The following is a 22,898-nucleotide window of genomic DNA, read 5'->3' as shown; positions in this document are numbered from 1 at the left end:
AGTCTGGCTCGGTGGATGGGGTCGCCCCTTATCCGCTTAGCCGCATCTTCTCCCCGCAGGCGGGAAGAATGGAGATTTGGCACTTGCCTTGCCTCAAGTGACTGAACAGCGAGCGAGCAAGTCCCTCTCCCCGCCTGTTGGGAAAGGGCAATCGCCGCAAGCTGCGCTGTGGGTGAGGGGCAATCTCCGCAATCGCGCAGACAGCCCCCTTTTTTACTGGCCGACCTTCTCGTTCCAGCTTTTCAGCCAACCGGCGCGGTTGTCGATCGACACGGCCGAAGGAATGAGCTTCAGGCTCTTGGCAGTTTCCTCACCATAGGTGAGGTTGTTGGCAGCGGCCTCGGAAACGTTGGCCTCGCTGTTGGCCGGGCTGTCGATGCGGGCTTCGGCAAGCTTTGCCTGGGTGTCAGCGGACAGCCAGAAATCCATGAACTCAAGCGCCAGATCGCGGTTCTTGGAGTTCTTGGTGACGATCATGACATTCATGCCGCCGGTCTGGCCTTCCTTCGGCGTCGCCCATGCAATCGGCATGTCGAGCTTGGTGAAGGGTGCCCAGGTGAAGCGGCCGATCGGTGCTGCCCAGATTTCTTCCTGCTGCATCAACTGAACCAGCTGCGACGACTTTTCATAGAAGGTGACGATATCGTCCTTGGCAGCGCCAATGGCTTCGATCGGAGCGGCGAGATCCGGTGTATCCTTGCCCAGCGCCTGACCGAGCATGTAGAGCGACGGCGGCCCCTGGTTGGTGGTGACATTCGGCCATGCGATATGGGCGGCATATTCCGGCTTAAGCAGATCGGCCCAGGACTCGATCTTCATCTTGTCCGAACGATAGGCGATCGAGGTGGCGTAGAATGTATAACCGACGCTCATGCCGTCGCCATTCGGGTCCTTGGCAATGTCGTAAAGCTGGTTGAAGCTGGCGATTTTCGACGTATCGATCTTATCGATAAGCCCGGCGCGGGCAGCCGACAGCGCGTCCGCCATCGAAACAACAGCCATGTCGACTACCGGGTTTGCCTTATTGGCATCCATCTTGGCGATACGCTCGACGCTGTTGCCGGTCTCGACCACCAGCTTGCAGCCGCATTTCTCTTCGAACGGCGTATAAAGGATCTTCTTGTATTCGTCCTGCGCCAGCGCATAGACGGAGATCGTCAGGGTCTTTTCCTGCGCGAATGCGGTTTGGGCAGCGCCCATGGAGAGCATCAGGGCGACGCCCGATGCGAGCATGACCTTGTTCATTGGATCAGTTCTCCTACTGTGAGGTTTGCTTCTTTGTTATCGGTAAGGGATGCGGAAATTTTCACCGGCCCTGTGGACTGACGAACCACCAGTTCCATCGGCACTTTCGGCTGACTTGCGGTCACGGTGTCACCATCCGAACCACGCGCCCCTGTCGATTGCGGCTGGTTGATCGCATCGAGCACGGCGGCGATGGCAATATCGGCAATCGTCGCGACATCCATGCGCATGGTTGTCAGCCCAGGCGTGACCACCGAAGACCAGATCAAGTCGTCAAAACCGGTCACGCTGACATCTTCCGGCACCGCAATGCCGGCGCGCTGCAATTCGGTAAGGGCGCGCAAGGCAACCAGATCGGAAATGGCAGCGACTGCCGTCACGCCACGCGCGACCGCCTCCTCAAGCCCCAGCGAACATCCCGGCCCGGCCTTTGCTTCCAGCTTTTCGATCCAGATCGTCTCTACATTGGCATTACCGAGACCCGCCTTCACGCCGCCAAGCCGGTCGCCCTGCACATTCGATGTCGTGCTGTTGCCAAGCAGAAGCACATGTTTGTGACCAAGCGACGCCAGATGTCGGCCAAGCCCCTGCCCACCCGTCCAGTGATCGGCAGCAACCGTATTGCCGGGCGTCGAAGGACTGTCGATGACCGCCACCGGACAGCTTGCACCAGTGACCCATGTACCGCGGCGCGGCACCACGATCATGCCATCGACACCACGTTCGATCAGCCGTTCGATAGCCTGCGTTTGCGCCGTCACATCGCCATGGGAATCCGCGATCAGTATGCCGTATCCGGCCTTGGAGGCAGAATTTTCAATGGCTTGCGCCAGTTTTGGAAACAGGGGATTGCTGATATCGGCGAGAACCAGACCCAGAACACCGCTACGCCCGGTGCGAAGCGCCCGGCCGGCCACGCTCGGCACGTAGCCAAGCTCGGCCGCCGTTGCGCGAATACGTTCCACCAGTTCAGGCGACACCCGCCCTTTGCCGGACAACGCATTGGAAACCGTGGCGGTGGAAACGCCAAGGGCATCCGCGATTCTTGCAAGCCTAGGTTTCTGACGTGACATCAAAGCAACGTTCGCCGAGTGGACAGTAATGCAGATGATTAATCGTTTAACCGGTAACGAATGTCGGCGTTCTTGTCGAATCGAAAATGTAGCTTCACTCGCGTTTTACGACAGTTATGTGGGGATTGGTAAATGAGCGAAGCTCGACACGATCGGGAACTTCTGGCCGCGGCGCTGGTTGTCTTTTTGAAAACAAGGACAAGGAGGCAAGCACATGCCCAATCGCGACCCGATCCCGACACCGGAAGCAGAAACCCCACGCGGCCCAACACCGACACCCGGCATTCCCGACCGCGTTCAGGAAAAACCACTGGTTCCGCCGGTTAAGGATCCCGGCGACACCAAGAACCCCAATGATCCACCGCTCGAGCCCGCCCTTTTGCCGATCGGCGATCCTGCCGGTGCGGCCTGACGGACAAGCAGAAACCTAAAACGACAAAACCGCCGCCCGTTTTCACAGGCGGCGGTTTTGTTTGAAAGTCTTGGGAGACTTAGGCGGCAGCCGACTTTGCGAGCGGCACTTCCGAGATCGTCTTCAGGACCTGGGAAGCGATCTGGTAAGGGCAACCCTGGCTGTTCGGACGACGGTCTTCAAGGTAGCCCTTGTAGTCGTTCTTGACGAAGGAATGTGGAACGCGGATCGAGGCGCCACGGTCGGCAACGCCGTAGGAGAACTTGTTCCACGGAGCGGTCTCGTGCTTGCCGGTCAGACGCTTGTCGTTGTCCGGGCCGTAAACAGCGATGTGCGCGTCGAGGTTCTTTTCGAACTGCGCCATCAGCGCTTCGAAATACTCCTTGCCGCCAACTTCGCGCATGTACTTAGTTGAGAAGTTGCAGTGCATGCCCGAACCGTTCCAGTCGGTGTCGCCGAGCGGCTTGCAGTGATATTCGATGTCGATACCGTACTGTTCCGTCAAGCGCTGCAAGAGGTAACGGGCCATCCAGATCTGGTCGGCAGCGCGCTTCGAGCCTTTGCCAAAGATCTGGAATTCCCACTGACCCTTGGCCACTTCGGCATTGATGCCTTCATGGTTGATGCCGGCAGCAAGGCAGAGATCCAGGTGCTCCTCGACGATTTCGCGGGCAACCGGACCAACATTGCTGGCGCCAACGCCGCAATAATACGGACCCTGCGGAGCCGGGTAACCCAGTTCCGGGAAGCCGAGCGGACGGCCGTTTTCGTAGAAGAAATATTCCTGCTCGAAGCCGAACCATGCATCTTCGTCGTCGAGGATGGTTGCGCGGCTGTTGGACGGATGCGGCGTGACGCCATCCGGCATCATGACTTCGCACATGACCAGCGCACCATTGGTGCGCGCCGGATCCGGATAAAGAGCGACCGGCTTGAGAACGCAGTCAGACGAGCGACCTTCGGCCTGCATCGTGGACGAACCATCAAAGCCCCAGAGCGGCAGCTGCTCCAGCGTCGGGAAAGCATCGAATTCCTTGACCTGCGTTTTACCGCGAAGGTTCGGAACCGGGGTGTAGCCGTCCAGCCAAATGTACTCGAGCTTATATTTCGTCATCTGTTCTCTCTACTGATGCTGTCTGAATGAGCGCAACACCAAACGGCCGACCACACATTGGGACCGGTCCATCATGGATGCCAAATACGATGCATGCGCCGTGCCAGATTCGATTTCGATGCGAAAAAATCGATTCCGTAACGCACAAAATCCTTCGCTGAGGCGGCCCTTAAAGAGGTGAAAAAATCGGCGTGGCGATTTTTGCGCCAACTGCGAGCTCGGAACCAATCACACCCGGCAAGCGTTGAGCGAGAAACAGGCATTTTTGCCATGCTCACAATGAAAATCATCTACTTGATTAAATTGTAGGCAAGATGCACATTTATTCGGCCGATTCTTGACTTATTTTCAGGCTTATGGAATAAATGATGAGCAACTACGGCCGTGCGGACGTAACCACACGACATCGGACGAAAATCATGGCGACGAATTTCGAAAGACAGACAGCAACGGTTTTGCAATTTCCGGTAGGCGGCCGCTCAGGCTGGCACGCAACGCAGGCATCACGCATCCAGACTGCGACGATGACTAAAACCAGTCCGAGCGTCGAATTTTCCGACCTCGCTTTTGGCGGATCCTGGTATCATGAAGAAGCGCTTCATGACGGTGATGGCAAACCAAACCGCACGAACTGAGTAGACAGTGCGCTGACTTTTTATGCAAAAAGTCAAATAATGAGCATATGTGCTGAAAATTTGGACGGCACCCCAGGGGAGCGCCGATCACGAATTGAGCATGCGGCTAAATCCGGGCTCACCGTGCCATGGCGCGGCTTAATTGATCCTCGATATAGATTTCACGTATCCGCAACGTTGTCTTGCCCGGCTTGCCATCACCGATAGATGTACCGTCGATTGAGACGACCGGCATGACAAACGCTCCAGCCGAAGTGATAAAAGCCTCGGCGGCATCCTGAGCCTCCTCCACCGAAAACGCCCGCTCCTCCACTTTCAGCTGCGCCGTTAACGCCAGACTCAGTACCGAGCTGCGGGTTATGCCGTGCAACAATGCGTTTGATAGCTGTCGCGTCACCAGCACACCAGACTTGGTGATGATATGAAAATTGGCCGAACTTGCCTCGGTGATCAAACCGTCCTCGACGAAAATGACGTCATCGGCACCACGATTTTTCGCTTCCATTTTGGCGAGCGACGAATAAAGCAGTTGAACAGTCTTGATCTGCCGGTTGGCCCATCGACCGTCGGGCATGGAGATAACCGCCAGCCCTGTTTCAGCCTTGGGGTTGGCGAGCAACGGCACAACCTGAGTGAACATCGACAGGGTCGGCGTCAGGTTGTCGGAAAACAGAAAATTGCGGTCTTCCGCGCCGCGCGAGATCTGCAGATAAACCAGCCCCTGATCGAGTCCGTTTTTCTCGACGATCGTGTGGTGCAGGTCCAGCAACTCATCTTCGCTTACCGGCATTGATATGCCGATCGCCTCCAGCGACCGTTTCAGCCGGGCAGTGTGGCCGGGATAGTCCAGAAGCTTGCCACCGATCACAGCCGTTACCTCATAAATGGCATCGGCGAAGACATAACCTCGATCGAAGATCGAGACTTTCGCCTGATCTTCCGGCAACCACTGGCCATTGAGATAAACGGTGCGGGTCATAAAAGCTGTTCCTGATTGGGTTATTTCTGGCGAACCAGCAGCGTGAGGCATCGGGTCGAATCGACGACATCGCGCCTGATGCTGCACTACATCTTCATCTCATTGAAATATAAAGCGCAATGATTGGATACACACCATCTGCGTGCTAAAAGGCACTGTGACGATCCCTGAGGTTTCCAACTTTCCCGGAAAGATGCCGCCATGCCAAAGCCGCTTGCCCTTGTGACCCGTATGGACGCCGCAACGGAGGCTGTTTGGAAAGAAACGCTGACGGAGGCATTGCCGGAAGAAACCATTCTTGCCTTCCATGAAATGAGCGAGAACCAACGCCGTGAAGCTGAACTGGCGATTGTCGCCAACCCCGATCCGGCGGACGTGGCAGAACTCCTCAACATTCAATGGATCCACAGCCTCTGGGCCGGTGTCGAGCGGCTGGTGGCCGAACTTGGACCGGGCGTTGTACCAATCGTGCGCCTTGTCGATCCGGAATTGGCGCGGGTGATGGCGGAAGCCGTGCTGGCCTGGACCTTTTATCTGCAACGAGACATGCCAGCCTACCGAACCGCGCAGGAAAAAGCGCAATGGGCCCCGCGTGACTACCGCCACCCCCGCGACGTCACCGTTGGCCTGCTCGGCCTCGGGGAACTCGGCAAGGCAGCAGCCGATCGCCTCAAGGCGGCAGGCTTCAATGTCATCGGCTGGAGCCGCAGTCCCAAAACACTTGGAATGATCGAAACATTGTCTGGCGAAAGCGGTTTTGAGCATGTTCTTGCCGCCAGCGACATCCTCGTCTGCCTGATGCCATTGACGGAAGACACCCGCGGTATGCTGAATAGCCGCCGGTTTGCCCGGATGAAGCCGGGCGCCGCCATCATCAATTTCGCCCGTGGCCCCATCGTCGTTGACGCCGACCTGATTGCTGCGCTCGATGCCGGCCAACTGTCTCATGCCGTGCTTGATGTGTTTGCCGAAGAGCCCCTGCCTGCCTCTTCTGCGTTATGGGCGCATCCGTCCATCACGGTATTGCCGCATATTTCAGGCCCGACAGACCGTTTTACCGCCGCAGGCATCGTCGCAGCCAATATCCGCAACTGGCGCCAGACCGGAAACCTGCCGAAGACGGTAGACATCAAAGCCGGCTATTGACGCGGGAGCCGCATGGGAGAAACGGATCGCGCAATGGCGAAAACAAAAGCAAATGATTTGACTGTCATCCTGCGCATCGATTTTCCGGGTGGCGTCAGGCTTGGTCGTGGCAAATTGCAATTGATGAGTCTTATCCGCGAGACAGGCTCCATCTCGGCTGCCGGCCGGGCCATGGATATGTCCTATCGACGCGCCTGGCTTCTGGTGGACGAAATGAACCACATGTTCGGCAAACCTGTGGTGGAAAGCCAGCGCGGCGGCAAACAGGGAGGCGGTGCAGCCCTCACCGCTTTCGGCGACGAACTGCTTGTCCGCATGCAGGCGCTTCAGGAAAAGGCGGTCAGTGCCATCGACGCCGATCTGACATGGCTCGACAAGCATCGCATGCCGGCAGCCAATGAGCCAGAAATTTAACGCCGCTCCAGTGCCGCCGTCTTGATGGCGGCAAACACCGCCTTTCCCGGCGTGAGCCCCAGCATGCCGCCCGAAAAGGCCGTGATGCGGGCAAGAATGGTCTCGCTGCCGCAGACGATACGCACGCCGATCATGCCCTCGCCATCCGCATCGATCCGCTCGACCGTGCCCGACAATATGTTGAGCGCACTCAGCCCCTCGGGTTTGGTCGTGGCGATCATCACGTCACGCGCCGGCACCAGCACGCGCACTGTCTTGCCCACCTGCGCCTGCTCTGCGGGCACGAGCAAAGTGCCGGCACCCGTGTTTACCCGCGTCAACCGGTGAACCTCGTCCACCGCTTCTACGGTGCCGAAAAGAACACTGGCCGCCTCACGCGTATCCGCGCCCGAACCACGCAACACTTCCGAGGCTCCGCCGATTGCCTCGATCCGTCCGTCCTTCATCAGCACGACACGATCCGCCAGTCGCGCCACTTCCGAAACGGAATGGCTGACATAAACGATTGGCAGCCCCAGTTCGTCGCGCAACCGTTCCAGATAAGGCAGAACCTCGCTCTTGCGGCTTTCATCCAGCGCCGCCAGAGGTTCGTCCATCAGGAGCAGACGCGGCGAAGACAGAAGCGCACGCCCGATGGCCACGCGCTGCTGTTCGCCACCCGACAATTTTCCGGGCCGCCTCTCCAGCAGGGCACCGATGCCAAGCAGGTCGACCACCTGATCAAAATGGTCGGATCCCCCGGGCTTGCGGGCAAACCAGCGTCCATAGTTGAGGTTTTTTCGCACATCGAGATGCGGGAAAAGCCGCGCTTCCTGAAACACGTAGCCGAAACGACGCCTGTGCGGCGGCATAAAGATGCCTTTCGACGCATCCATCACTACATCGCCATCCAGCACGATGCGTCCCTGATCCGGTTGCGACAGGCCTGCGATCATGCGGATGACCGAGGTTTTGCCCGAACCGGAACGGCCAAAAAGCGCCGTCACCCCCTGTTCGGACGTGAAGGAAACATCAAGCGAAAACTCGCCAAGCCGTGTCTTTGCATCGACGGAAAGCGTCATTCCATCCTCATCCGCTTGCCGACCATATAGGCCATCAATTCCGACGCCAGCAGCGCCGCCATGGAGATGATCACCGCGACGATCGTGAGCCTGAGCGCACCGGCATCGCCGCCCGGCACCTGTGTGAATGTGTAGATGGCGGCAGACAGGGTCTGCGTTTCGCCCGGAATATTGGAAACGAAAGTGATCGTGGCGCCGAATTCGCCCATCGCCTTGGCAAACGAAAGAATGGCACCGGCTATGATACCGGGCAGGATCAGCGGCAGCGTGACGGTCAGGAATACCCAGACGGGGCTGGCGCCGAGCGTGCCGGCTGCCTCTTCCAGCTTGGTGTCGACAGACTCTATCGAAAGGCGGATGGAACGGACCATCAACGGAAAACCCATCACGCCGCAGGCAAGCGCCGCTCCGGTCCACCGGAAGGAGAGCACGATGCCGAGATACTGGTCGAGAAAGGCACCGATCACACCACGACGACCGAACAGGACGAGCAGAATAAAGCCGGTGACGACGGGCGGCAGGATCAGCGGCAGATGCACGACGCCGTTCAATATCGACTTGCCCCAGAATTTTCCACGCGCCAAGGCCATCGCGATCAGAATACCAAATGGCAGGCTGACAAGCATGGCGACGGCGGAGATCCGAAGGCTCAAATGGATCGCCGTCCATTCCTCATCACTGAGCGTCAGCCAGTCCAAAACAATCCAACCCCTATCAAAAAAAGACGGCTCCCACCTCTCGGCGGGAGCCAACATAGATGACCGATTATAGAGCGCTTACTTCTTGAGAACCGTAAAGCCCTGCTCTTCAAAGAAGGGAGCAGCCTTGTCCGACTTCAGGAAATCTAGATAGGCGGCCGCGTCGGTGCTTTTGGATTCCGACAGGAGAGCAATCGGATAGATGATGGCGGGATGCGAATCCTCCGGGAAGGTGCCGACGATTTCGACGCCCTTATCGGCGGCGGCATCCGTCTGGTATACGATACCGTACGCGGCTTCGCCGCGCGACACGAGCGCGAGGGCGGCGCGAACGCTTTCCGCACCGGCAACCTTCTTTTCGACGGCCGACCAGGCACCCAGCTTTTCGAGCGCGGCCTTGCCGTATTTTCCGGCCGGCACGCTGTCGACGGCGCCCATGGCAAGCTTGCTGTCACCCACCAGCGTGGAGAGATCGAAGCCGGACTTGATGTCTACCTTCTGGGCCTTGCCCTTTTCGGCAACGAGCACGATGCGGTTACCCAGCAGGTTGGAACGGGTATCCGCCTTGATCAGCGACTTCTTGGCAACATAGTCCATCCAGTCAAGATCAGCTGAGATGAACACGTCAGCCGGGGCGCCTGCCTCGATCTGCTTGGCGAGTGCCGAGCTTGCCGCATAGGAAACCGTCACCTGCTTACCGGCTTCCTTCGACCACGCAGCATCGGCGGCATCCAGAGCATTTTTCATGCTGGCCGCAGCAAAGACGGTGACCTTTTCCTGCGCAACGGCCGGTGCGGCCAAGACAGCGAGGCCGATCCAGGCGGCAGCCACCGAGCGAGCGGCAATCTTCAACATTTGGCGACCTTTGGTTTTCATGAATTCTGGCTCCTCAACGAAATATTTTGGCAAATATATCGAGAGAGCGACTTTTGCAAAGCTTTATATTTTGAGAGACATAACGAATGACGTTGTATTTTTTTGTGTCGATTGCCACGCAAGATTGCCCTTTTGGACAGAAAACTGCCTTTGGGCATAGCGCCGCAGTCTGAAGCCCCCCGGTGGAAGGGGAGCTTTGCGGTCCGGTCAAGGCGTACACAACTTCGCCTTCCCAAAAGCATACATTAGCGTGTTGTACTGGCGATGGACCGCCACGCTTTGGGACGATCTTTTGGTCTGTGAAACGCTTGTGCTTCATTCTCTGGTCCTCTCGATGGACCAGAGCTTACTTCGAAATGGCTTATTGCCTCGGTCAAAGTCATCCTAAACCGTTGCATTTAAGTTTTGGGGGCCGATTGCACTTCTGAAACCCGGCATATCAGTCGGAGTATTTGACGCCATCAGTTCGACATCGTCAGCATGCGTCGTCTTTGATTGCGCTAACAAAGCCGCTTGCGTTCTGTTTTCCGCTCCCAATTTTCTCATGATCTGGCGGACATGGACCTTGACGGTCGCTTCCTGCATGTTCAGTTCACGGGCAATATGTTTGTTTGAGCGGCCGAACCGCAGTTTTTCGAGGACTTCCGCCTGGCGCTGGGTCAAAGAGCCGCCGCTCTCGGCGGGATGGCATCGATCTACGGTTCGGGCATGCACCGTCACGGTCGCCAACAGCGCTTCACGCGGAAAATACGTCCCCCCGTTCATGATAAAACTCAGCGCCTGCTTCACCACATCGAGCGGCAACATTGCCGGCAAGAAGGCCTGCAGGCCAAGGCCCGCTGCCGCGACGGCGTCATTGGCATCCAGCCGGTCGGAAATCACGGCGCAAGGTCCAGAGGAAAGGGCTTTTGCTGCAAGAAGAATTTCGTGCTGCTCCGGTTCCGCCAGAGACGACCCGCCTGTATTGAGTAGAACAAGCCGAACATCTTTTTCATCCTTCAAGTCAGCCACGTCAGCCGGCGCGCAGCAAACGAGCCGCAACCGCTCAAGCGTCGCCCATGGCTCAAGGGCTGACAATATGCATGCCCTCCGCATTGCCAATCCGTCGATGATAACGACGACCCCGGTTATTCCCTCTTGCATCGCATGCATTTCCAGCTCTCCCAGGCCGTGAAGCCTTTTTTGTTCTAAGGTAAACAATGGATAATCTTCCGCGGCCCGGTAGGCTGCGGCGATAACTGCCAGTCTGCAGGAACGGAACGCCTCGAATTCTTTCGAAGCCGGTCGTTGTAGATGAATATAATTGCCGAAATCAAAGTCCCGCCTACATCGACAGGTACCGTGCCTTCGCTAGAAGAGATCCCCACCCCTCCAAATTAAGGGTATTGTACCACATGAACGGGGTATAGTCCATCATATGACTCATCAATACTCTCGGCATGCCATGTGAATATTTTCTCAACTAAGATAAATATTCCCACTTTATTTATTCCGCAGCGATGACATGCCCCGCTTTCGATACCGGGACCTTCTCGTCAAGGACGACAGCGCTCAGCGCGCGGTCATGTTCTCTCGTGCGCCTTTCCAGGCCGTCGAGAAAGACATCGACCAGACCGGACATCGCCTGAATGCTGTGCTCGATCCTGCGCAGCCTGATCTGATGCGCACGTCTCTCAAAGCCGCCGAGAGCATAAAGAACGGCAAAGCCGCCGATCGCCAGAGCGCCCAGACTTTGCATCTCACGCAACATCAACACGACGACGACTACCGCCAATACCGTTCCGGCAACAGTCAGCGAATGCCGGCTCGCCAATGAGATCGAAAATGCCAGTACCGCGAGACCGGCACCGAACTGCGACACATCGGGCGGAGGAAGACTTCCGAGCAACGCCAAAGCATTAGATGCAATGTCATTCATCGCTAACACCTTTTACCTGTAGTTGATGGCTTCAACCTACGCCTGACACAAGCGCCGGTCCAGATGGACGAAGGCATTACGGTGTAGCAACAAAGCATTACATTGAAGCAACACACACCTAAAGAAGTATGCCGCAGAATTTTGCGCTATTTAGTCTCACGTCTCAATCTAAACGGTATACTCATCCTATTGAATTGCCAGAATTTCTTGGAATAACTGCTATTATAAGCAACGTGCGGTCAGGACAATAAATGCCCTACGACCTGAATATGCAGCCAACAAGAGGACGTCGAAAGCATTGGAAACTCCTCCGGAACCGACAGCTGGTATCGTCCTGGTTCTCGACGAGATGCCCTTACGCAGGGAAGCGTATCTGCATCTGCTCGGTCCCTGGGCCATGGAGCAAAAACTAACGATTCAGGCGGGGGATTTGCATCGGCAAACCGTTGACGATGGCAGGACAAAAATCATCATCGTCAGCGTTGGCGGTCGGTCAATCCGCGAACTGCAGTTTGATAACAAACTTTGGGAAATGGCTGGCGATGCGCCGCCCACCGTGATCATTTCAGATCTGAGGGATCCGGTGGAAATCGCCTCTGCATTGACCTGGGGCGTTCGGGGCTTTGTTCCGACCGAACTGGGACCCAAACTGGCCCTCAGCACGCTGACCTTCATCCTGTCGGGAGGAGACTTCTTTCCAAGTTCCGCCCTGCAACGTAGCGAGCGTCTGTAGGCCACCCGAAGTCCCGCCCGACTGTTGCAAGGGCGGGCTTGCCCGTCAGACTTCGCGCATTCCACGGCGGAAGGCCGTAAGGAAGGGTTCCAGCAGGTATTCGATCACGGTGCGCTCATCGGTGACGATCGTCACCTCCGCCGGCATGCCGGAGAGAAGGATGACATGCTGATCAAGTTTGGCGAGGTCCTCTTTCAAGACTTCCACCCGCGCCAGAAAATGCGACTGACCCGTTTTTTCGTCCACGATCCTGTCCGCTGAAACGCTTTTCACCAGGCCGTTGATGCGTGGCAGGCCGCGGTTGGAATAGGCGGAAAGATGTACGATTGCCGGCAAATCGGGATGAACGACATCGATATCGTTGGGAGACACCTGCACATCGATCAGCAACTGTTCGCCGCTCGGCACGATGTCCAGTATCGCTTCCCCCGGCCGGATTACGCCGGCATCCGTCTTGAAACGGGAATTGACGATCTTGCCAGCAACGGGCGCCACAATGACCGTGCGGTTGAGCACATCGCGACTGGCCTGCAGTTTTTCGGCAACTTCCGCATATTGCGAACGTACCTTTTCAAGTTCGGTCGAAATTTCGGTCGATCGATCCGCTTCTATTGACACCTTTTGCGTCGCAAGCTCGTCGATTTTCTGTTGCGTTTCGAGGATGGATCCAGCGGCACGGCCGCGATCACCGGCAAGCGCCGCCTTGCTGCGTTCGAGCCGCAGCACGTCGGACTTGGTGGTCAATCCCTGGCGGAACAGGGATTTCTTTCCTACCAGTTCTTCGTCAATCAACCCTATCTGGGCAGCAGCGCTGTCGACCTGCGCCTGAAAGGCTTTGATCTGCTCATGATACTGGCTTTCACGATCCCCGATGATTTCCAGCTGCGTTACAAATGACTTGCGCCTTTGCTGGAAAAGCGCCTCCTGGCTGGCAATGATCACCTGAACATTATCTTCGGCGCGGTCCAGAAACTCGGATGAATAATCCACCTGAGATGAACCCGACTGTTCGGCTGTCAGGCGGGCACGCATTGCTGTCAGTGTCTGAGCCTGCTCCATCAGCATGTCGTAGGTCGATGCCACCTGTGTCGTCTGCAATTCGACCAAAACCTGTCCCGCTTCGACTTGCTCGCCATCCCGGGCCATGATCTTTTCGATGATACCACCTTCGAGATGCTGGACGGTGCGCCGGCTTCCGTCAGGGCTGATGACGCCGGGCGCGACTGCGCCAGCTGCAATCGGTGCCGTCGATGCCCATCCCAAGGAGCCGGCGACGAAGATCATCACGATCGACAGACCTGCGATTGCCGGACCTCGCACTTGACCAGCGAGCGTCGGCACCAAAGCCCGATCGGCGACGCCTGAATTCAGTACGGAAACGATATTTTTGTTAACCATTACCCCCCCCTCGCCCTTATGCACCACACGATGCCGCAGGCCCTTATTGTGCATTGGTAAGCGCCAGTTTTTCCTGCTGCTCACCGATCTCCTCTTCCTCCACCGTCGGCACGGGGAGTGAGCGCGGCGTCTCGGACTGCGCAAGGCGCAGGCGTCCGATGACCTCCTCGCGTGTTCCATACAGTTCGACACGCCCATCCTTCAGCAGAAGCAATTTATCCGCCTGCGCGAGAGTGGATGGCCGGTGGCCGACAATCAGCAAGGCAGCGCCTGCCTGCTTGAGATCGCGAACCGTGGCCGACAAGGCATTTTCACCGGCCTGATCAAGGTTGGCATTCGGCTCATCAAGAATGATCAGTTGCGGATTGCCGAACACGGCGCGCGCCAGACCGATGCGCTGTCGCTGCCCGCCGGAAAGGCGGCTACCCGCATCGCCGATCGATGTTTCGTAACCCTGGGGCAGACGCTGGATCAGTTCATGCGCATGGGCCAGCATGGCCGCCTGAACGATGTCGCTGTCTTCAGTATCCTGCATGCGGGCAATGTTATCGCGCACCGTCCCGGCAAACAGTTCGACATCCTGCGGCAGATAGCCGATCGCTGCACCCAGTTGTTCATTGCGCCAATGCTGCAGATCGGTCCCGTCAAGCCTTATGACGCCATCGCTGGGAACAAGCACGCCTGCCAGAAGCCGACATAACGTGCTTTTACCCCCTGCCGACGGCCCGATCACCGCCAGCGCTTCACCCGGGATCAGCTTGAAACTGACATTATCCAAAACAGGTTTTCGCGATCCCGGTGCGCAATAACTCAATTTTTCGACGCTCACATTCCCGTAGGGGCGCGGCAGTCGGGTGCGCTCGGCTTCCGGCGGCACATCCTGCAGGCGTGCCTTAAGCCTCCCATAGGCGAGACGTGTCGTCCCGATCATGCGCCAGCTGCCCATGATCTGCTCAACCGGCGCCAGCATGCGCCCTAGAAGGATGGATGAGGCAATCATCGAACCGCCCGTGGTCTTGCCGGTGATGACCAGATAGGCGCCAATCCCCAGCATGGCCGACTGCACCAGATAACGCGCGAATTTGGCAAGCCCCAAGATCATCGCGCCGCGCTCGCCCGCCGTCAGCGAACTCAGCACATAACTGTCATTGATCTGGCTCCAGCGTTTCATCAGGCTCGGCATCATGCCCATTGCGCGCACTGCTTCCGCATTGCGTATCATCATCTCGGCATTTTGCATGGCAACGATCTGTGCGTTGCCGGCATTGCGGGTCGCGCTGCGTGTGATGATTTCGTTGAGCACACCCACAAGAATGATGAACAGTGCGCCTGCCGTGGCAAACATTCCAAGCGTCGGATGCAGCAACCAGATCATCGCCAGATAAGCGACGGTCCACGGCGCATCGAACAGCGCCGAAAAGATCGGCGATGCAAGGAAGGATTGGTACTGCGCCAGATCGCGCAATGGCTGCGCCCCGGCACCGTCCCCGACAAGCCGGGCTCGCACACCACCGGCAAGAAGTGCCGGCGAAAGCTCGGCACCAAGCCAGGTGGCCATACGGACGCCGATAATGGCTCTCAATGCATCGAGAAGACCAAACACGATCAAGGCGCCTGCCATCAGGATCGTCAGCAGAACAAGCGTTTCCATGCGCCCGGTCGTCAGAACCCGGTCATAGACCTGAAGCATGTAGAGCGGCGACGCCAACAGCATGATGTTGATGGCGCAACTGAAAAGGCCGGTCAGCATGAAAACCGATCTTATCTGCGTATTTGCGTCATCCAGCTCACTTTTTCTTGCCCTGCGCGGGCCTCTTGCAGCAGAAGACATGCAATTTCTCCACCCTCAGGCAATCAGGTTCACGTCTACGAACAGATCGTTCTGTACGAATGTCGTCATGCTCGCGATCGCCTCCGCCTGCGACATGGCAGCGGTCGCGCCAAAGATGACGTAGGTCTGATGCGTCGCTCCGGTCAGCAAGCCTGCGTAATAGTTGACACCGCTGATGCCGATCGCCGTCAAACTCGGATTGGCGGTCAGACTGTTGACGATGACATCCTCTCCGGTCTGGTAATCGCGAATGAAGTTGGTGCCGCCGAGAATGCGGAACTGATCGATACCCGCACTGCCACCATCGCTTACGCCGTCACCGAAGAGATGATTCTGGCCGGATGCGGCACCAGTGCCCGTGGCCGACAGGATGTCATTGCCGCTACCGCCCCGGAGCGTATCGTTACCGGCACCGCTGATGAGTTTGTTCGCGCCCGCGCTACCGATCAGAACATCGTTGAAAGCGGAGCCGGTGATGCTTTCGATGCCGTTGAGCAGATCACCATCCGCATGGCCACCCGCCGCTTGCGTAGTGCCGGTGGCGTGCAGCTGAACCGACACGCCAGCGTTGGAGGCAGAATAATCCGCCATGTCTGTTCCAGCTCCGCCGATCAGCGTATCCGCACCGGCAAAGCCGATCAGAACATCGTCGCCATTGCCGCCACTGAGCGTGTTTGCCAGCTCAGTGCCTTCCAGTCGGTCGTTGAAGTTCGAACCAATGGCATTTTCCATCTGAGCAAGGATATCACCATCCGCATGGCCGCCCTGGCTGAGGCTCAAACCGGATGTGCCGCTGAACAACCGTGCGTACACACCTGCGTTCGAAGCCGAATAGTCGATCGTATCTATGCCGTCGCCGCCAAGTACGACCTCCTGAATGTTGTTGGCATATGAGCCGCCAATGCCGGTTCGGAACGTGTCGTTTCCGGCCCCGCCCTCCAGCCGGTTCTGGGCGGAATTGCCGATAAGAACGTCGTTGAACGCAGATCCGATCAGATTTTCGATCGTGCTCAGGAGATCGCCCTCGGCATCGCCGCCGGTTCCCATTCCAAACCCGCTATCGGCCAGCACAACGGTGACGCCCGCCGTCGAAAGAGAATAGCTGGCCACATCCGTTCCGGCACCACCGATCAGAGTGTCGGCTCCACCCAGCCCCTGCAGATTGTCGTTGCCGTCACCGCCATTGAGCACGTTGGCGACCTCGCTGCCGCGCAGCTGGTCACCAAACGCGCTGCCAATGATGTTCTCGATGAGAAGGAGCATGTCCCCGTCCGCCTCACCACCCTGACTGACTGGCAGGTTGCCGGACACGCCGTTGAACAAGATCGCGCCCACGGCCGATGACGACGTGGAATAATCGATCGTGTCGATCCCATCGCCGCCGATGACGACTTCGTAAATACCGCTTGCGGCGACACCGCCGGTACCCGTGCGGAATGTATCATTGCCGGCACCGCCTTCCAGGCGGTTTACCTGGGAATTGCCGTAGAGCACATCCGCCATAGCGGAACCGATGAGGTTTTCGATCGACGTCAGAATGTCGCCTTCGGCATCCCCACCCGAAACGGTCGCCGCGCCGGTATTGCTGAGCGCGATGGTTACGCCCGCGGCAGAAGAGGAATATTCTGCCGTATCGGTACCGCCACCACCGGAAATGACATCGCTGCCAGCACCACCCATGAAAGTATCATTGAGATCGCCACCGGTCAGTACGTCGGCAAAGGCTGAGCCGATGATCCGTTCAATGAGGAGGAGCTGGTCGCCCTGGGCATCGCCGCCCGTACCGGTACCGACCGCGGCCGGGTCAGCTGACGATGACGTCTGGATGATCGTTACCCCAGCGCTGGATTTCGAATAGTCGGCAGTATCGAAACCGCCTTGGCCGACAAGGGTGTCGGCACCGCCGCCGCCTGTCAGGACGTTATTGGCAGAATCGCCGACGATCACATCGTTCTGCGAGGAACCGGTCACGTTTTCGATGTTGCTGAACGTCGTTCCGGTGGCTGCACCGCTGGTGGTGTGGTTGCCGAGATCGATCCCGACCGCACCACCTGACGAAAAGTCGATCGTGTCGATGCCGGCACCACCATCAACGATATTGACGCCGAGACCGGGGCGCAGGATGTCATCGCCGTTGCCGCCAAGCAGCGTGTCGTCGCCGTCGCCGCCATCGAGCTCGTCATTGCCATCACCGCCATCGAGAATATCGTTGCCGGCAGAACCGAATATCCGGTCGTTGCCTGCGTCACCATAGGCCTGATCGTTACCGGCGCCGGCATAGATTTCGTCATCACCTGCGCCACCGTGGATCTCGTCATTTCCAATGGAGGTGTCGATAAAGTCGTTTCCGCCACCGCCGTGCACGATATCATTGCCGAGGCTCGCAATCAGCGTATCGTCACCTTCCCCGCCATCCAGCAGGTCGTCGCCATCGCCGCCATTGAGGAGATCGTCGCCCATTCCACCGTAAAGGGTGTCATCACCGAAGCCCCCCATCAACGTATCATTGCCGCCACCGCCAAACAGGCGATCGTTGCCGAAACCTCCGTCCAGCGTATCGTCACCACCGGCAACCGTTGTGTTAATGCCATCGGGAATGCCGTCCGCGTCTTCATCGTCCGGCACGCCGTTCATGTCGGCGTCAAGCATGTCATCGCCGATCAGCACATCGTCGCCATCCATGCCGCGCAGGACATCGGCGCCAGCGCCACCGACCAGCAGATTGGCCAGAAGATTTCCCGTCAAACGATCGTCGAAAGCCGACCCGAAAATGTTTTCGATGCCACTGACGATATCCCCTGCGGCGTGCCCACCGACACCGCGCGCGGTTTTCGTCGGATCAGTGGCCAGCAACAGGGTAACGGCCGCATTCGAGTTGCGATAATCGGCGGCATCGATGCCGGCGCCGCCATTCAGCGTGTCCGCCCCCGCACCACCGCGCAGGACATCGTCACCGCCATTGCCGTTCAGGACATCGTTGCCGTCCCCACCGTCGAGGAAATCGTTGCTGTTTGCGGCATTGAGCGTGTCTGTGCCGGCACCGCCGTCCAGATAGTCACCGCCCGTAGTGTTGACCGCCACAGTAATCGTGTCGTTCCCACCAAGCCCCTGAATGTGAAAACGGCCGTCGGTGTTTTGCGTACGGCTGTCATTGTTATTGGTCAAAATGACCGATGTGTAGCTTGGCGCGGCGAGCGCCGCCGCCTGGACTAGCGCACTTGTGGTCATGCGTGCGGGGGTACCCTCAGCGATATCCGGCTGAGCTGTCGGGACCGGCACGGTCTTTGTTGCTGCCGGCGCGTTGCTGGATGACTTCAAGGAGGTCTTGACGATCTTGCTGGCCATATTGCCCTCCCCCGGGCGCTGTGCGTTGATGATGTCTCTAGGTTAAGTGCAGCCTCCTGCTGGTCCTACTACGCATCAGTGCCTGCAACTTTAGGCGTAGCTCATCACCGGAAGCATGCTGACAAAGGGCCCCGGAACTCCGGGACCCTGCACGATGAGACCAGTTCTGCAGCGTGGCAGATGATATCAGGCAGCAGCGGCGTAACCGGTCGCCGTGATGCTCGACCATTCGCCTTCCATGACGGCGGCGACGATGTTCAGGTCAACGGAGGTATCGCTGCCGTAGGCCTGGAGGTCGATGGCGAAGGAAACTTCGTTACCGTCGATGTTGACGTCAACGCAGATGTCCTTCTCGACATCCAGGTTGAAGCTGATGTCCGAATCCAAATTGAATTCGATATCGATCGTCGAAGTGAAGTCATAGGACGCATCGAGGTTCACGTCGTCATTGTTGTGATGATAGGTCATGTCTCTCTCCTTTGATTGTAACGTTCGAATATCAGCCCCTGCTGACACGACAAGAACTACCCCCTCGCTTTCACAACCTCAAATGTCTATCGGGAGTATAAGCCTGCCGGGCAGAGCGCATCCAAAAATCCAAAGTTGTAGTCTCCATCCACCCATAAATTGTACTTCAACGAATGCGTAACATACCGGAAATACGCATTTTTCGAGTGATCATCTGTAAGATGGTGTATCGACCCACGGTTTATTGCAGAGGGCTCTCTGCGGCACACACAACCCCATATGACCGGATTTTAGAAACGCAAATGCAACCAGCACCGCCGCGTTTAAAAGCGCGACGGTGCTGGTTGGTGCAAGGATTGACCTCAGGCCGAATTCCAGTCGCTGCAAGAGCGACGCTTTAGCGAGTGAGGCAGTTTCTAACCCAGGTCGAAGAGGATATCAGCGAACACGAATACGTGGAGGCCATTTGCATCATCGACGGTTTGGCCGAAGATGTGATCCACAAGGTGATCCGCCTGCTGTTTGCTCGTCGGCTTGGAGCCGGCAAGTTTGAACTCCGGGTTGATCCGGAAGAAATCATCAAGAACGAGGCTTGAACTGCCCGCCCCCTGCCCGGAAAATGTGATTTCCAGGTCGTTTCGGTCACTAGACGAGATACGGATGGACACCGACCAGTGATCGACATCCTCGTCAAGGACGATCCGGTCGCCTTGGGCAAGGTTGAAATCGGTAATCGTGTCGTCATCGATCTTGTCTCTGATCAGATAGGTATCGACACCGGCTCCGCCGGTATAGATGTCATCATCATCGCCACCACTGGCGCCGAGCCTGAAAAGGTCGTTGCCGCCATCGCCGAACAAGCGGTCCTTACCTTTACCACCATCCAGAAAATCATCGCCGGCGCCGCCGCGGAGGGTGTCAGAGCCACTGCCACCGCTCAAAAGGTCCTGGCCCTGACCGCCATCAAGTTCGTCATTGTCGTCGCCACCAAAAAGCCAGTCGGCGCCGTCACCGCCCAGCAGCACGTCCTTGCCGGTGCCGCCGAACATTGTATCGTCGCCATCACCGCCCTCAAGCCGGTCGTTGCCTTGTTCACCAAACATCCAGTCATTGCCCTGCAGGCCGCGCATCGTGTCATTGCCCTTGCCGCCCATCATCAGGTCGTGGCTGGATGTCCCGCTGAACTGGTCATCGCGTATCGTGCCCCTGACGATCGTGTAGGTCACCGATGCAGTCAGCGCTGTCGTCGCCGCAATCGTCGTCGAGGACATGGCATCCTCGATGGCGAGCGCGTCTGCGACGACGTCAGCATAGCTGTTCTGGGCTTCAACGAGCGCATCGACCTCGAAGCTGGCGACATTGCCGCTGAGGTCAGTCTGAGGACTGGCAAGGCCCGACTGTTCGCTGACCGTCACGCCACCACAGCCGGCCAATTTCAGATCGAATTTCAAATCCACCACCGCGAAGGACGTCGTGGTGGACATGAATGATCCGTCGGCCGAGGCAACCTGGCTTGTCGATACCTTGCCGAGGTCGGCGCCGCTGACATCAACTTGCGCATAGGTCGCCGCATAGGCGCCGTCACCATTGGCGGCGGCGATAGATACGACACTGCCCACGGCGAAGGAGGCAAGACCTCTGTCGAACATTCGCATGTTCGCATCCACGATCGCGGCGGTATTCTGCCCATAGGCATCCGCACCGGCGACCACAGACACAGCAAGGCTGCTCGTTGTGGTTACCTGCTGGGTCGTCGGCCCCTGGTTGGCGGGAGAACCGCACCGGCCGTTTCCCTGACCATGACCTCCGCCTTGGCCATGTCCGTTGTGATGGCCTTGGGCAGGCCCGCGATCAGGCGAACACCCGTGCCCCGAAGCACCGAATAACGTCTTGAGATGAAACATGGCTTACCTCCGACCTGTCGAAATCATAGACAGGCGGCGGACCAGAATCACCAACGCGAAGCGTGATAAGCCAAGGGCATTACACGGGAAAAAGGCGTACACCTTACGAGTGGTTGCTTTTCCACCCAGAAGGGACAGCTCTGTAATTCTCCGTTAATAAATCGGCAAGCGGCACCTTTGCTATCGCAATTGGCTCAGTGGCGAAGGTTAGGCACTGTCATTACGTAGACGGTGCCTCATTTGGTATTTAGTGGCATGCCTTGTCGATGTTCAGCCTAGTGTTTTTACGGGTGGCCTGATGGCGCAGTTCCAACTGGAGGCAAACCGCTCACACATAACAAGCGACGACAGCTCTTTGTGCTTAATACTTCTGTCGATGCCAGAAAGCATTGGCCGACAGAATGATCTTCGCCGGCCAAAAATTGATGTGCAGGATTAAGAATGCCCGACCACACGATTGGCACATTATCGCAGCGCAGTGCAGCCGAGCAGACATCGTTAATCAAGGATAGGCGGTCGATCCATCCGGCTTGCGGGTGACCTTACGCTCCCAATGGACGTAATCGTCGCTCTCAAGCACCTTCTCATCGATCTCTATACCCCAGCCGGGACGATCCGGGCGCAGCTCCATATGACCATCGACCGGCATATAGGGATCGACTGCCCAAGGCGCGTGGATATGCGGCTTGAACTCCAGAACATGGAAATTCGGCTGTGCCGCGCAGAAATGCACGTTGACGGCTGTCGCCAGTGGTCCCATCGGGTTGTGCGGTGCAACCGTCACATAATGAGCCTCTGCTAATGTCGCGATGCGCCTCATCTCCGACACGCCGCCGACCACGCAGATATCCGGCTGGATGATATCGGCGCCCTGCTGGTTGAGAAGATTGAGAAACTCGAAGCGGTTGTAAAGCGACTCGCCGGTCGCGAGCGGCACGGTCACCTTCGACTTCAATTCCTTCCACGCCGGAATATGCTCCGGACGGATCGGCTCCTCGTAAAACATCGGATCATTCGGTGCGATGGCAGCGGCAAGCTGGACGGCTTTGTAAGGTTCGAAGATCTTGGCATGCGCATCGAAGGCGAATTCGAAATGCGAAGGCGTTATTTCACGAATACGGCCGAACCAGTCGCCGGTCTCCTTCACCAACTCGCTCCAACGGCCGGAATGAAGGTCGCGGCGGTAAGGGCTGAGCTTGAATGCCGTGTAGCCATAATCCGCGTTGAGCTTGAGGGTCTGATCGAGCACCTGCTCGGGATCAGGCGCGGTATAGACGCCGCAATAGACCCGCACCCGGTCACGAACGCTACCGCCGAGCAGCATGTAGACGGGAAGCCCCGCAGCCTTGCCGGCGATATCCCACAATGCATGGTCGATTGCGGAAATCGCGGCAAGACCGAGGGCTCCGGGAGGAAAGCGGCATTGCTGGTTGAGTTTCAACACGATGTATTCGACCCGGCGCGGGTCTTCCCCCTCGATCTGGTGAAAGAGGTAGTCGAGAAGCGGCGGCAGCGCCCAGTCGGGGCCGTGATTGTAGCACTCCCCCCAACCGGAAATGCCTTCGCTCGTCTCGATCTTCAAAAGAAGGCGCGGACGCTCGTCCACGCGCTGCATGTAGGTCTTGATACCGGTAATATGCACGTCGTT

20 protein-coding genes are annotated in these 22,898 nt (G+C 57.7%); 5 read left to right on the top strand and 15 right to left on the bottom strand.

All coding sequences use genetic code 11. The annotated features are described in order from the left end of the window. Window positions 1-213: 213 nt before the first annotated feature. On the bottom strand, window positions 214-1,245 hold the full coding sequence (locus tag GAO09_RS24055; protein ID WP_153358541.1) for an ABC transporter substrate-binding protein: 1,032 nt from the start codon (window positions 1,243-1,245) through the stop codon (window positions 214-216). Next, window positions 1,242-2,318, bottom strand: a complete 1,077-nt coding sequence (locus GAO09_RS24050; RefSeq protein WP_153358539.1) for a LacI family DNA-binding transcriptional regulator — start codon at window positions 2,316-2,318, stop codon at window positions 1,242-1,244. The genes GAO09_RS24055 and GAO09_RS24050 overlap by 4 nt, the downstream gene beginning before the upstream one ends. A 214-nt stretch (window positions 2,319-2,532) precedes the next feature. Here GAO09_RS24050 and GAO09_RS24045 point away from each other — a divergent pair, with 214 nt between their 5' ends. After that, window positions 2,533-2,730: a hypothetical protein gene (locus GAO09_RS24045; RefSeq protein ID WP_153358537.1), complete on the top strand. Its 198-nt coding sequence runs from the start codon at window positions 2,533-2,535 to the stop codon at window positions 2,728-2,730. A 79-nt stretch (window positions 2,731-2,809) separates the two neighbouring features. Here the strand turns inward: GAO09_RS24045 and GAO09_RS24040 are convergent, their stop codons facing one another. Then, on the bottom strand, window positions 2,810-3,844 hold the full coding sequence (locus GAO09_RS24040) for a glutamine synthetase beta-grasp domain-containing protein (protein WP_153358535.1): 1,035 nt from the start codon (window positions 3,842-3,844) through the stop codon (window positions 2,810-2,812). A gap of 365 nt (window positions 3,845-4,209) precedes the next feature. On the opposite strand from GAO09_RS24040, the gene GAO09_RS30605 reads away from it, so the two are divergent. Continuing rightward, window positions 4,210-4,479, top strand: coding sequence for a DUF2735 domain-containing protein (locus GAO09_RS30605; protein ID WP_153358533.1), 270 nt, complete (start codon window positions 4,210-4,212; stop codon window positions 4,477-4,479). Between the two features lie 118 nt (window positions 4,480-4,597). On the opposite strand, the gene GAO09_RS24030 is transcribed toward GAO09_RS30605, so the two are convergent. Next, window positions 4,598-5,545, bottom strand: coding sequence for a D-amino-acid transaminase (locus GAO09_RS24030; RefSeq protein WP_324185461.1), 948 nt, complete (start codon window positions 5,543-5,545; stop codon window positions 4,598-4,600). Between the two features lie 114 nt (window positions 5,546-5,659). Between GAO09_RS24030 and GAO09_RS24025 the strand changes: the two genes are divergently transcribed. Both GAO09_RS24025 and GAO09_RS24020 read left to right on the top strand, forming a co-directional pair. Continuing rightward, on the top strand, window positions 5,660-6,604 hold the full coding sequence (locus GAO09_RS24025; protein WP_153358531.1) for a 2-hydroxyacid dehydrogenase: 945 nt from the start codon (window positions 5,660-5,662) through the stop codon (window positions 6,602-6,604). Between the two features lie 33 nt (window positions 6,605-6,637). After that, entirely contained in the window at window positions 6,638-7,018 is a 381-nt protein-coding gene (locus GAO09_RS24020; protein WP_153358529.1) for a winged helix-turn-helix domain-containing protein, read from the top strand. On the opposite strand, the gene modC is transcribed toward GAO09_RS24020, so the two are convergent. From modC to GAO09_RS23995, 5 genes are all read right to left on the bottom strand, one after another. Then, window positions 7,015-8,079, bottom strand: coding sequence for a molybdenum ABC transporter ATP-binding protein (gene modC / locus GAO09_RS24015; RefSeq protein ID WP_153358527.1), 1,065 nt, complete (start codon window positions 8,077-8,079; stop codon window positions 7,015-7,017). The two genes, GAO09_RS24020 and modC, sit on opposite strands and share 4 nt — an antisense overlap. After that, window positions 8,076-8,777 (bottom strand): molybdate ABC transporter permease subunit, encoded by a 702-nt coding sequence (gene modB / locus GAO09_RS24010; protein WP_235938441.1) that lies wholly within the window; start codon window positions 8,775-8,777, stop codon window positions 8,076-8,078. The genes modC and modB overlap by 4 nt, the downstream gene beginning before the upstream one ends. A gap of 78 nt (window positions 8,778-8,855) precedes the next feature. Further along, window positions 8,856-9,653 (bottom strand): molybdate ABC transporter substrate-binding protein, encoded by a 798-nt coding sequence (gene modA / locus GAO09_RS24005; protein ID WP_153358523.1) that lies wholly within the window; start codon window positions 9,651-9,653, stop codon window positions 8,856-8,858. A 384-nt stretch (window positions 9,654-10,037) separates the two neighbouring features. Beyond that, window positions 10,038-10,853 (bottom strand): helix-turn-helix transcriptional regulator, encoded by an 816-nt coding sequence (locus GAO09_RS24000; protein WP_153358521.1) that lies wholly within the window; start codon window positions 10,851-10,853, stop codon window positions 10,038-10,040. Between the two features lie 286 nt (window positions 10,854-11,139). Next, on the bottom strand, window positions 11,140-11,571 hold the full coding sequence (locus GAO09_RS23995) for a hypothetical protein (protein WP_153358519.1): 432 nt from the start codon (window positions 11,569-11,571) through the stop codon (window positions 11,140-11,142). A gap of 298 nt (window positions 11,572-11,869) precedes the next feature. Between GAO09_RS23995 and GAO09_RS23990 the strand changes: the two genes are divergently transcribed. Further along, window positions 11,870-12,304: a hypothetical protein gene (locus GAO09_RS23990; RefSeq protein ID WP_153358518.1), complete on the top strand. Its 435-nt coding sequence runs from the start codon at window positions 11,870-11,872 to the stop codon at window positions 12,302-12,304. A gap of 45 nt (window positions 12,305-12,349) precedes the next feature. On the opposite strand, the gene GAO09_RS23985 is transcribed toward GAO09_RS23990, so the two are convergent. The 6 genes from GAO09_RS23985 to GAO09_RS23960 all read right to left on the bottom strand — a co-directional run bounded on the left by GAO09_RS23985 (window position 12,350) and on the right by GAO09_RS23960 (window position 22,892). After that, entirely contained in the window at window positions 12,350-13,702 is a 1,353-nt protein-coding gene (locus tag GAO09_RS23985; protein ID WP_153358516.1) for an HlyD family type I secretion periplasmic adaptor subunit, read from the bottom strand. 43 nt (window positions 13,703-13,745) lie between these two features. Continuing rightward, a complete protein-coding gene (locus GAO09_RS23980) occupies window positions 13,746-15,533 on the bottom strand; it encodes a type I secretion system permease/ATPase (RefSeq protein WP_153358514.1) in 1,788 nt (595 codons plus the stop codon). A 15-nt stretch (window positions 15,534-15,548) separates the two neighbouring features. Beyond that, window positions 15,549-18,878, bottom strand: coding sequence for a beta strand repeat-containing protein (locus GAO09_RS23975; protein ID WP_274379782.1), 3,330 nt, complete (start codon window positions 18,876-18,878; stop codon window positions 15,549-15,551). Between the two features lie 186 nt (window positions 18,879-19,064). Beyond that, complete coding sequence (locus GAO09_RS23970) at window positions 19,065-19,346, bottom strand: hypothetical protein (RefSeq protein WP_153358512.1); 282 nt, start codon at window positions 19,344-19,346, stop codon at window positions 19,065-19,067. A 416-nt stretch (window positions 19,347-19,762) separates the two neighbouring features. Further along, window positions 19,763-21,064, bottom strand: coding sequence for a calcium-binding protein (locus GAO09_RS23965; RefSeq protein WP_209018824.1), 1,302 nt, complete (start codon window positions 21,062-21,064; stop codon window positions 19,763-19,765). 688 nt (window positions 21,065-21,752) lie between these two features. Beyond that, on the bottom strand, window positions 21,753-22,892 hold the full coding sequence (locus GAO09_RS23960; protein ID WP_338015096.1) for a mandelate racemase/muconate lactonizing enzyme family protein: 1,140 nt from the start codon (window positions 22,890-22,892) through the stop codon (window positions 21,753-21,755). Window positions 22,893-22,898 lie beyond the last annotated feature (6 nt).

Origin of the sequence: Endobacterium cereale, from assembly GCF_009617585.1 — a bacterium.
Classification (GTDB): Bacteria; Pseudomonadota; Alphaproteobacteria; order Rhizobiales; family Rhizobiaceae; genus Neorhizobium; species Neorhizobium cereale.
This window is presented reverse-complemented; position numbering and strand designations above follow the sequence as displayed.

Excerpts from the sequence above, each read along its gene's own strand:
- GAO09_RS24020 (WP_153358529.1), top strand. The coding sequence starts at position 6,638 with ATGGCGAAAACAAAAGCAAATGATTTGACTGTCATCCTGCGCATCGAT.
- GAO09_RS23970 (WP_153358512.1), bottom strand. The coding sequence starts at position 19,346 with ATGACCTATCATCACAACAATGACGACGTGAACCTCGATGCGTCCTAT.
- GAO09_RS23975 (WP_274379782.1), bottom strand. The coding sequence starts at position 18,878 with ATGGCCAGCAAGATCGTCAAGACCTCCTTGAAGTCATCCAGCAACGCG.
- GAO09_RS23995 (WP_153358519.1), bottom strand. The coding sequence starts at position 11,571 with ATGAATGACATTGCATCTAATGCTTTGGCGTTGCTCGGAAGTCTTCCT.
- GAO09_RS30605 (WP_153358533.1), top strand. The coding sequence starts at position 4,210 with ATGATGAGCAACTACGGCCGTGCGGACGTAACCACACGACATCGGACG.
- GAO09_RS23980 (WP_153358514.1), bottom strand. The coding sequence starts at position 15,533 with ATGTCTTCTGCTGCAAGAGGCCCGCGCAGGGCAAGAAAAAGTGAGCTG.
- modC (WP_153358527.1), bottom strand. The coding sequence starts at position 8,079 with ATGACGCTTTCCGTCGATGCAAAGACACGGCTTGGCGAGTTTTCGCTT.
- GAO09_RS24045 (WP_153358537.1), top strand. The coding sequence starts at position 2,533 with ATGCCCAATCGCGACCCGATCCCGACACCGGAAGCAGAAACCCCACGC.
- GAO09_RS24055 (WP_153358541.1), bottom strand. The coding sequence starts at position 1,245 with ATGAACAAGGTCATGCTCGCATCGGGCGTCGCCCTGATGCTCTCCATG.
- GAO09_RS24050 (WP_153358539.1), bottom strand. The coding sequence starts at position 2,318 with ATGTCACGTCAGAAACCTAGGCTTGCAAGAATCGCGGATGCCCTTGGC.
- GAO09_RS23985 (WP_153358516.1), bottom strand. The coding sequence starts at position 13,702 with ATGGTTAACAAAAATATCGTTTCCGTACTGAATTCAGGCGTCGCCGAT.
- GAO09_RS24025 (WP_153358531.1), top strand. The coding sequence starts at position 5,660 with ATGCCAAAGCCGCTTGCCCTTGTGACCCGTATGGACGCCGCAACGGAG.
- modA (WP_153358523.1), bottom strand. The coding sequence starts at position 9,653 with ATGAAAACCAAAGGTCGCCAAATGTTGAAGATTGCCGCTCGCTCGGTG.
- GAO09_RS24040 (WP_153358535.1), bottom strand. The coding sequence starts at position 3,844 with ATGACGAAATATAAGCTCGAGTACATTTGGCTGGACGGCTACACCCCG.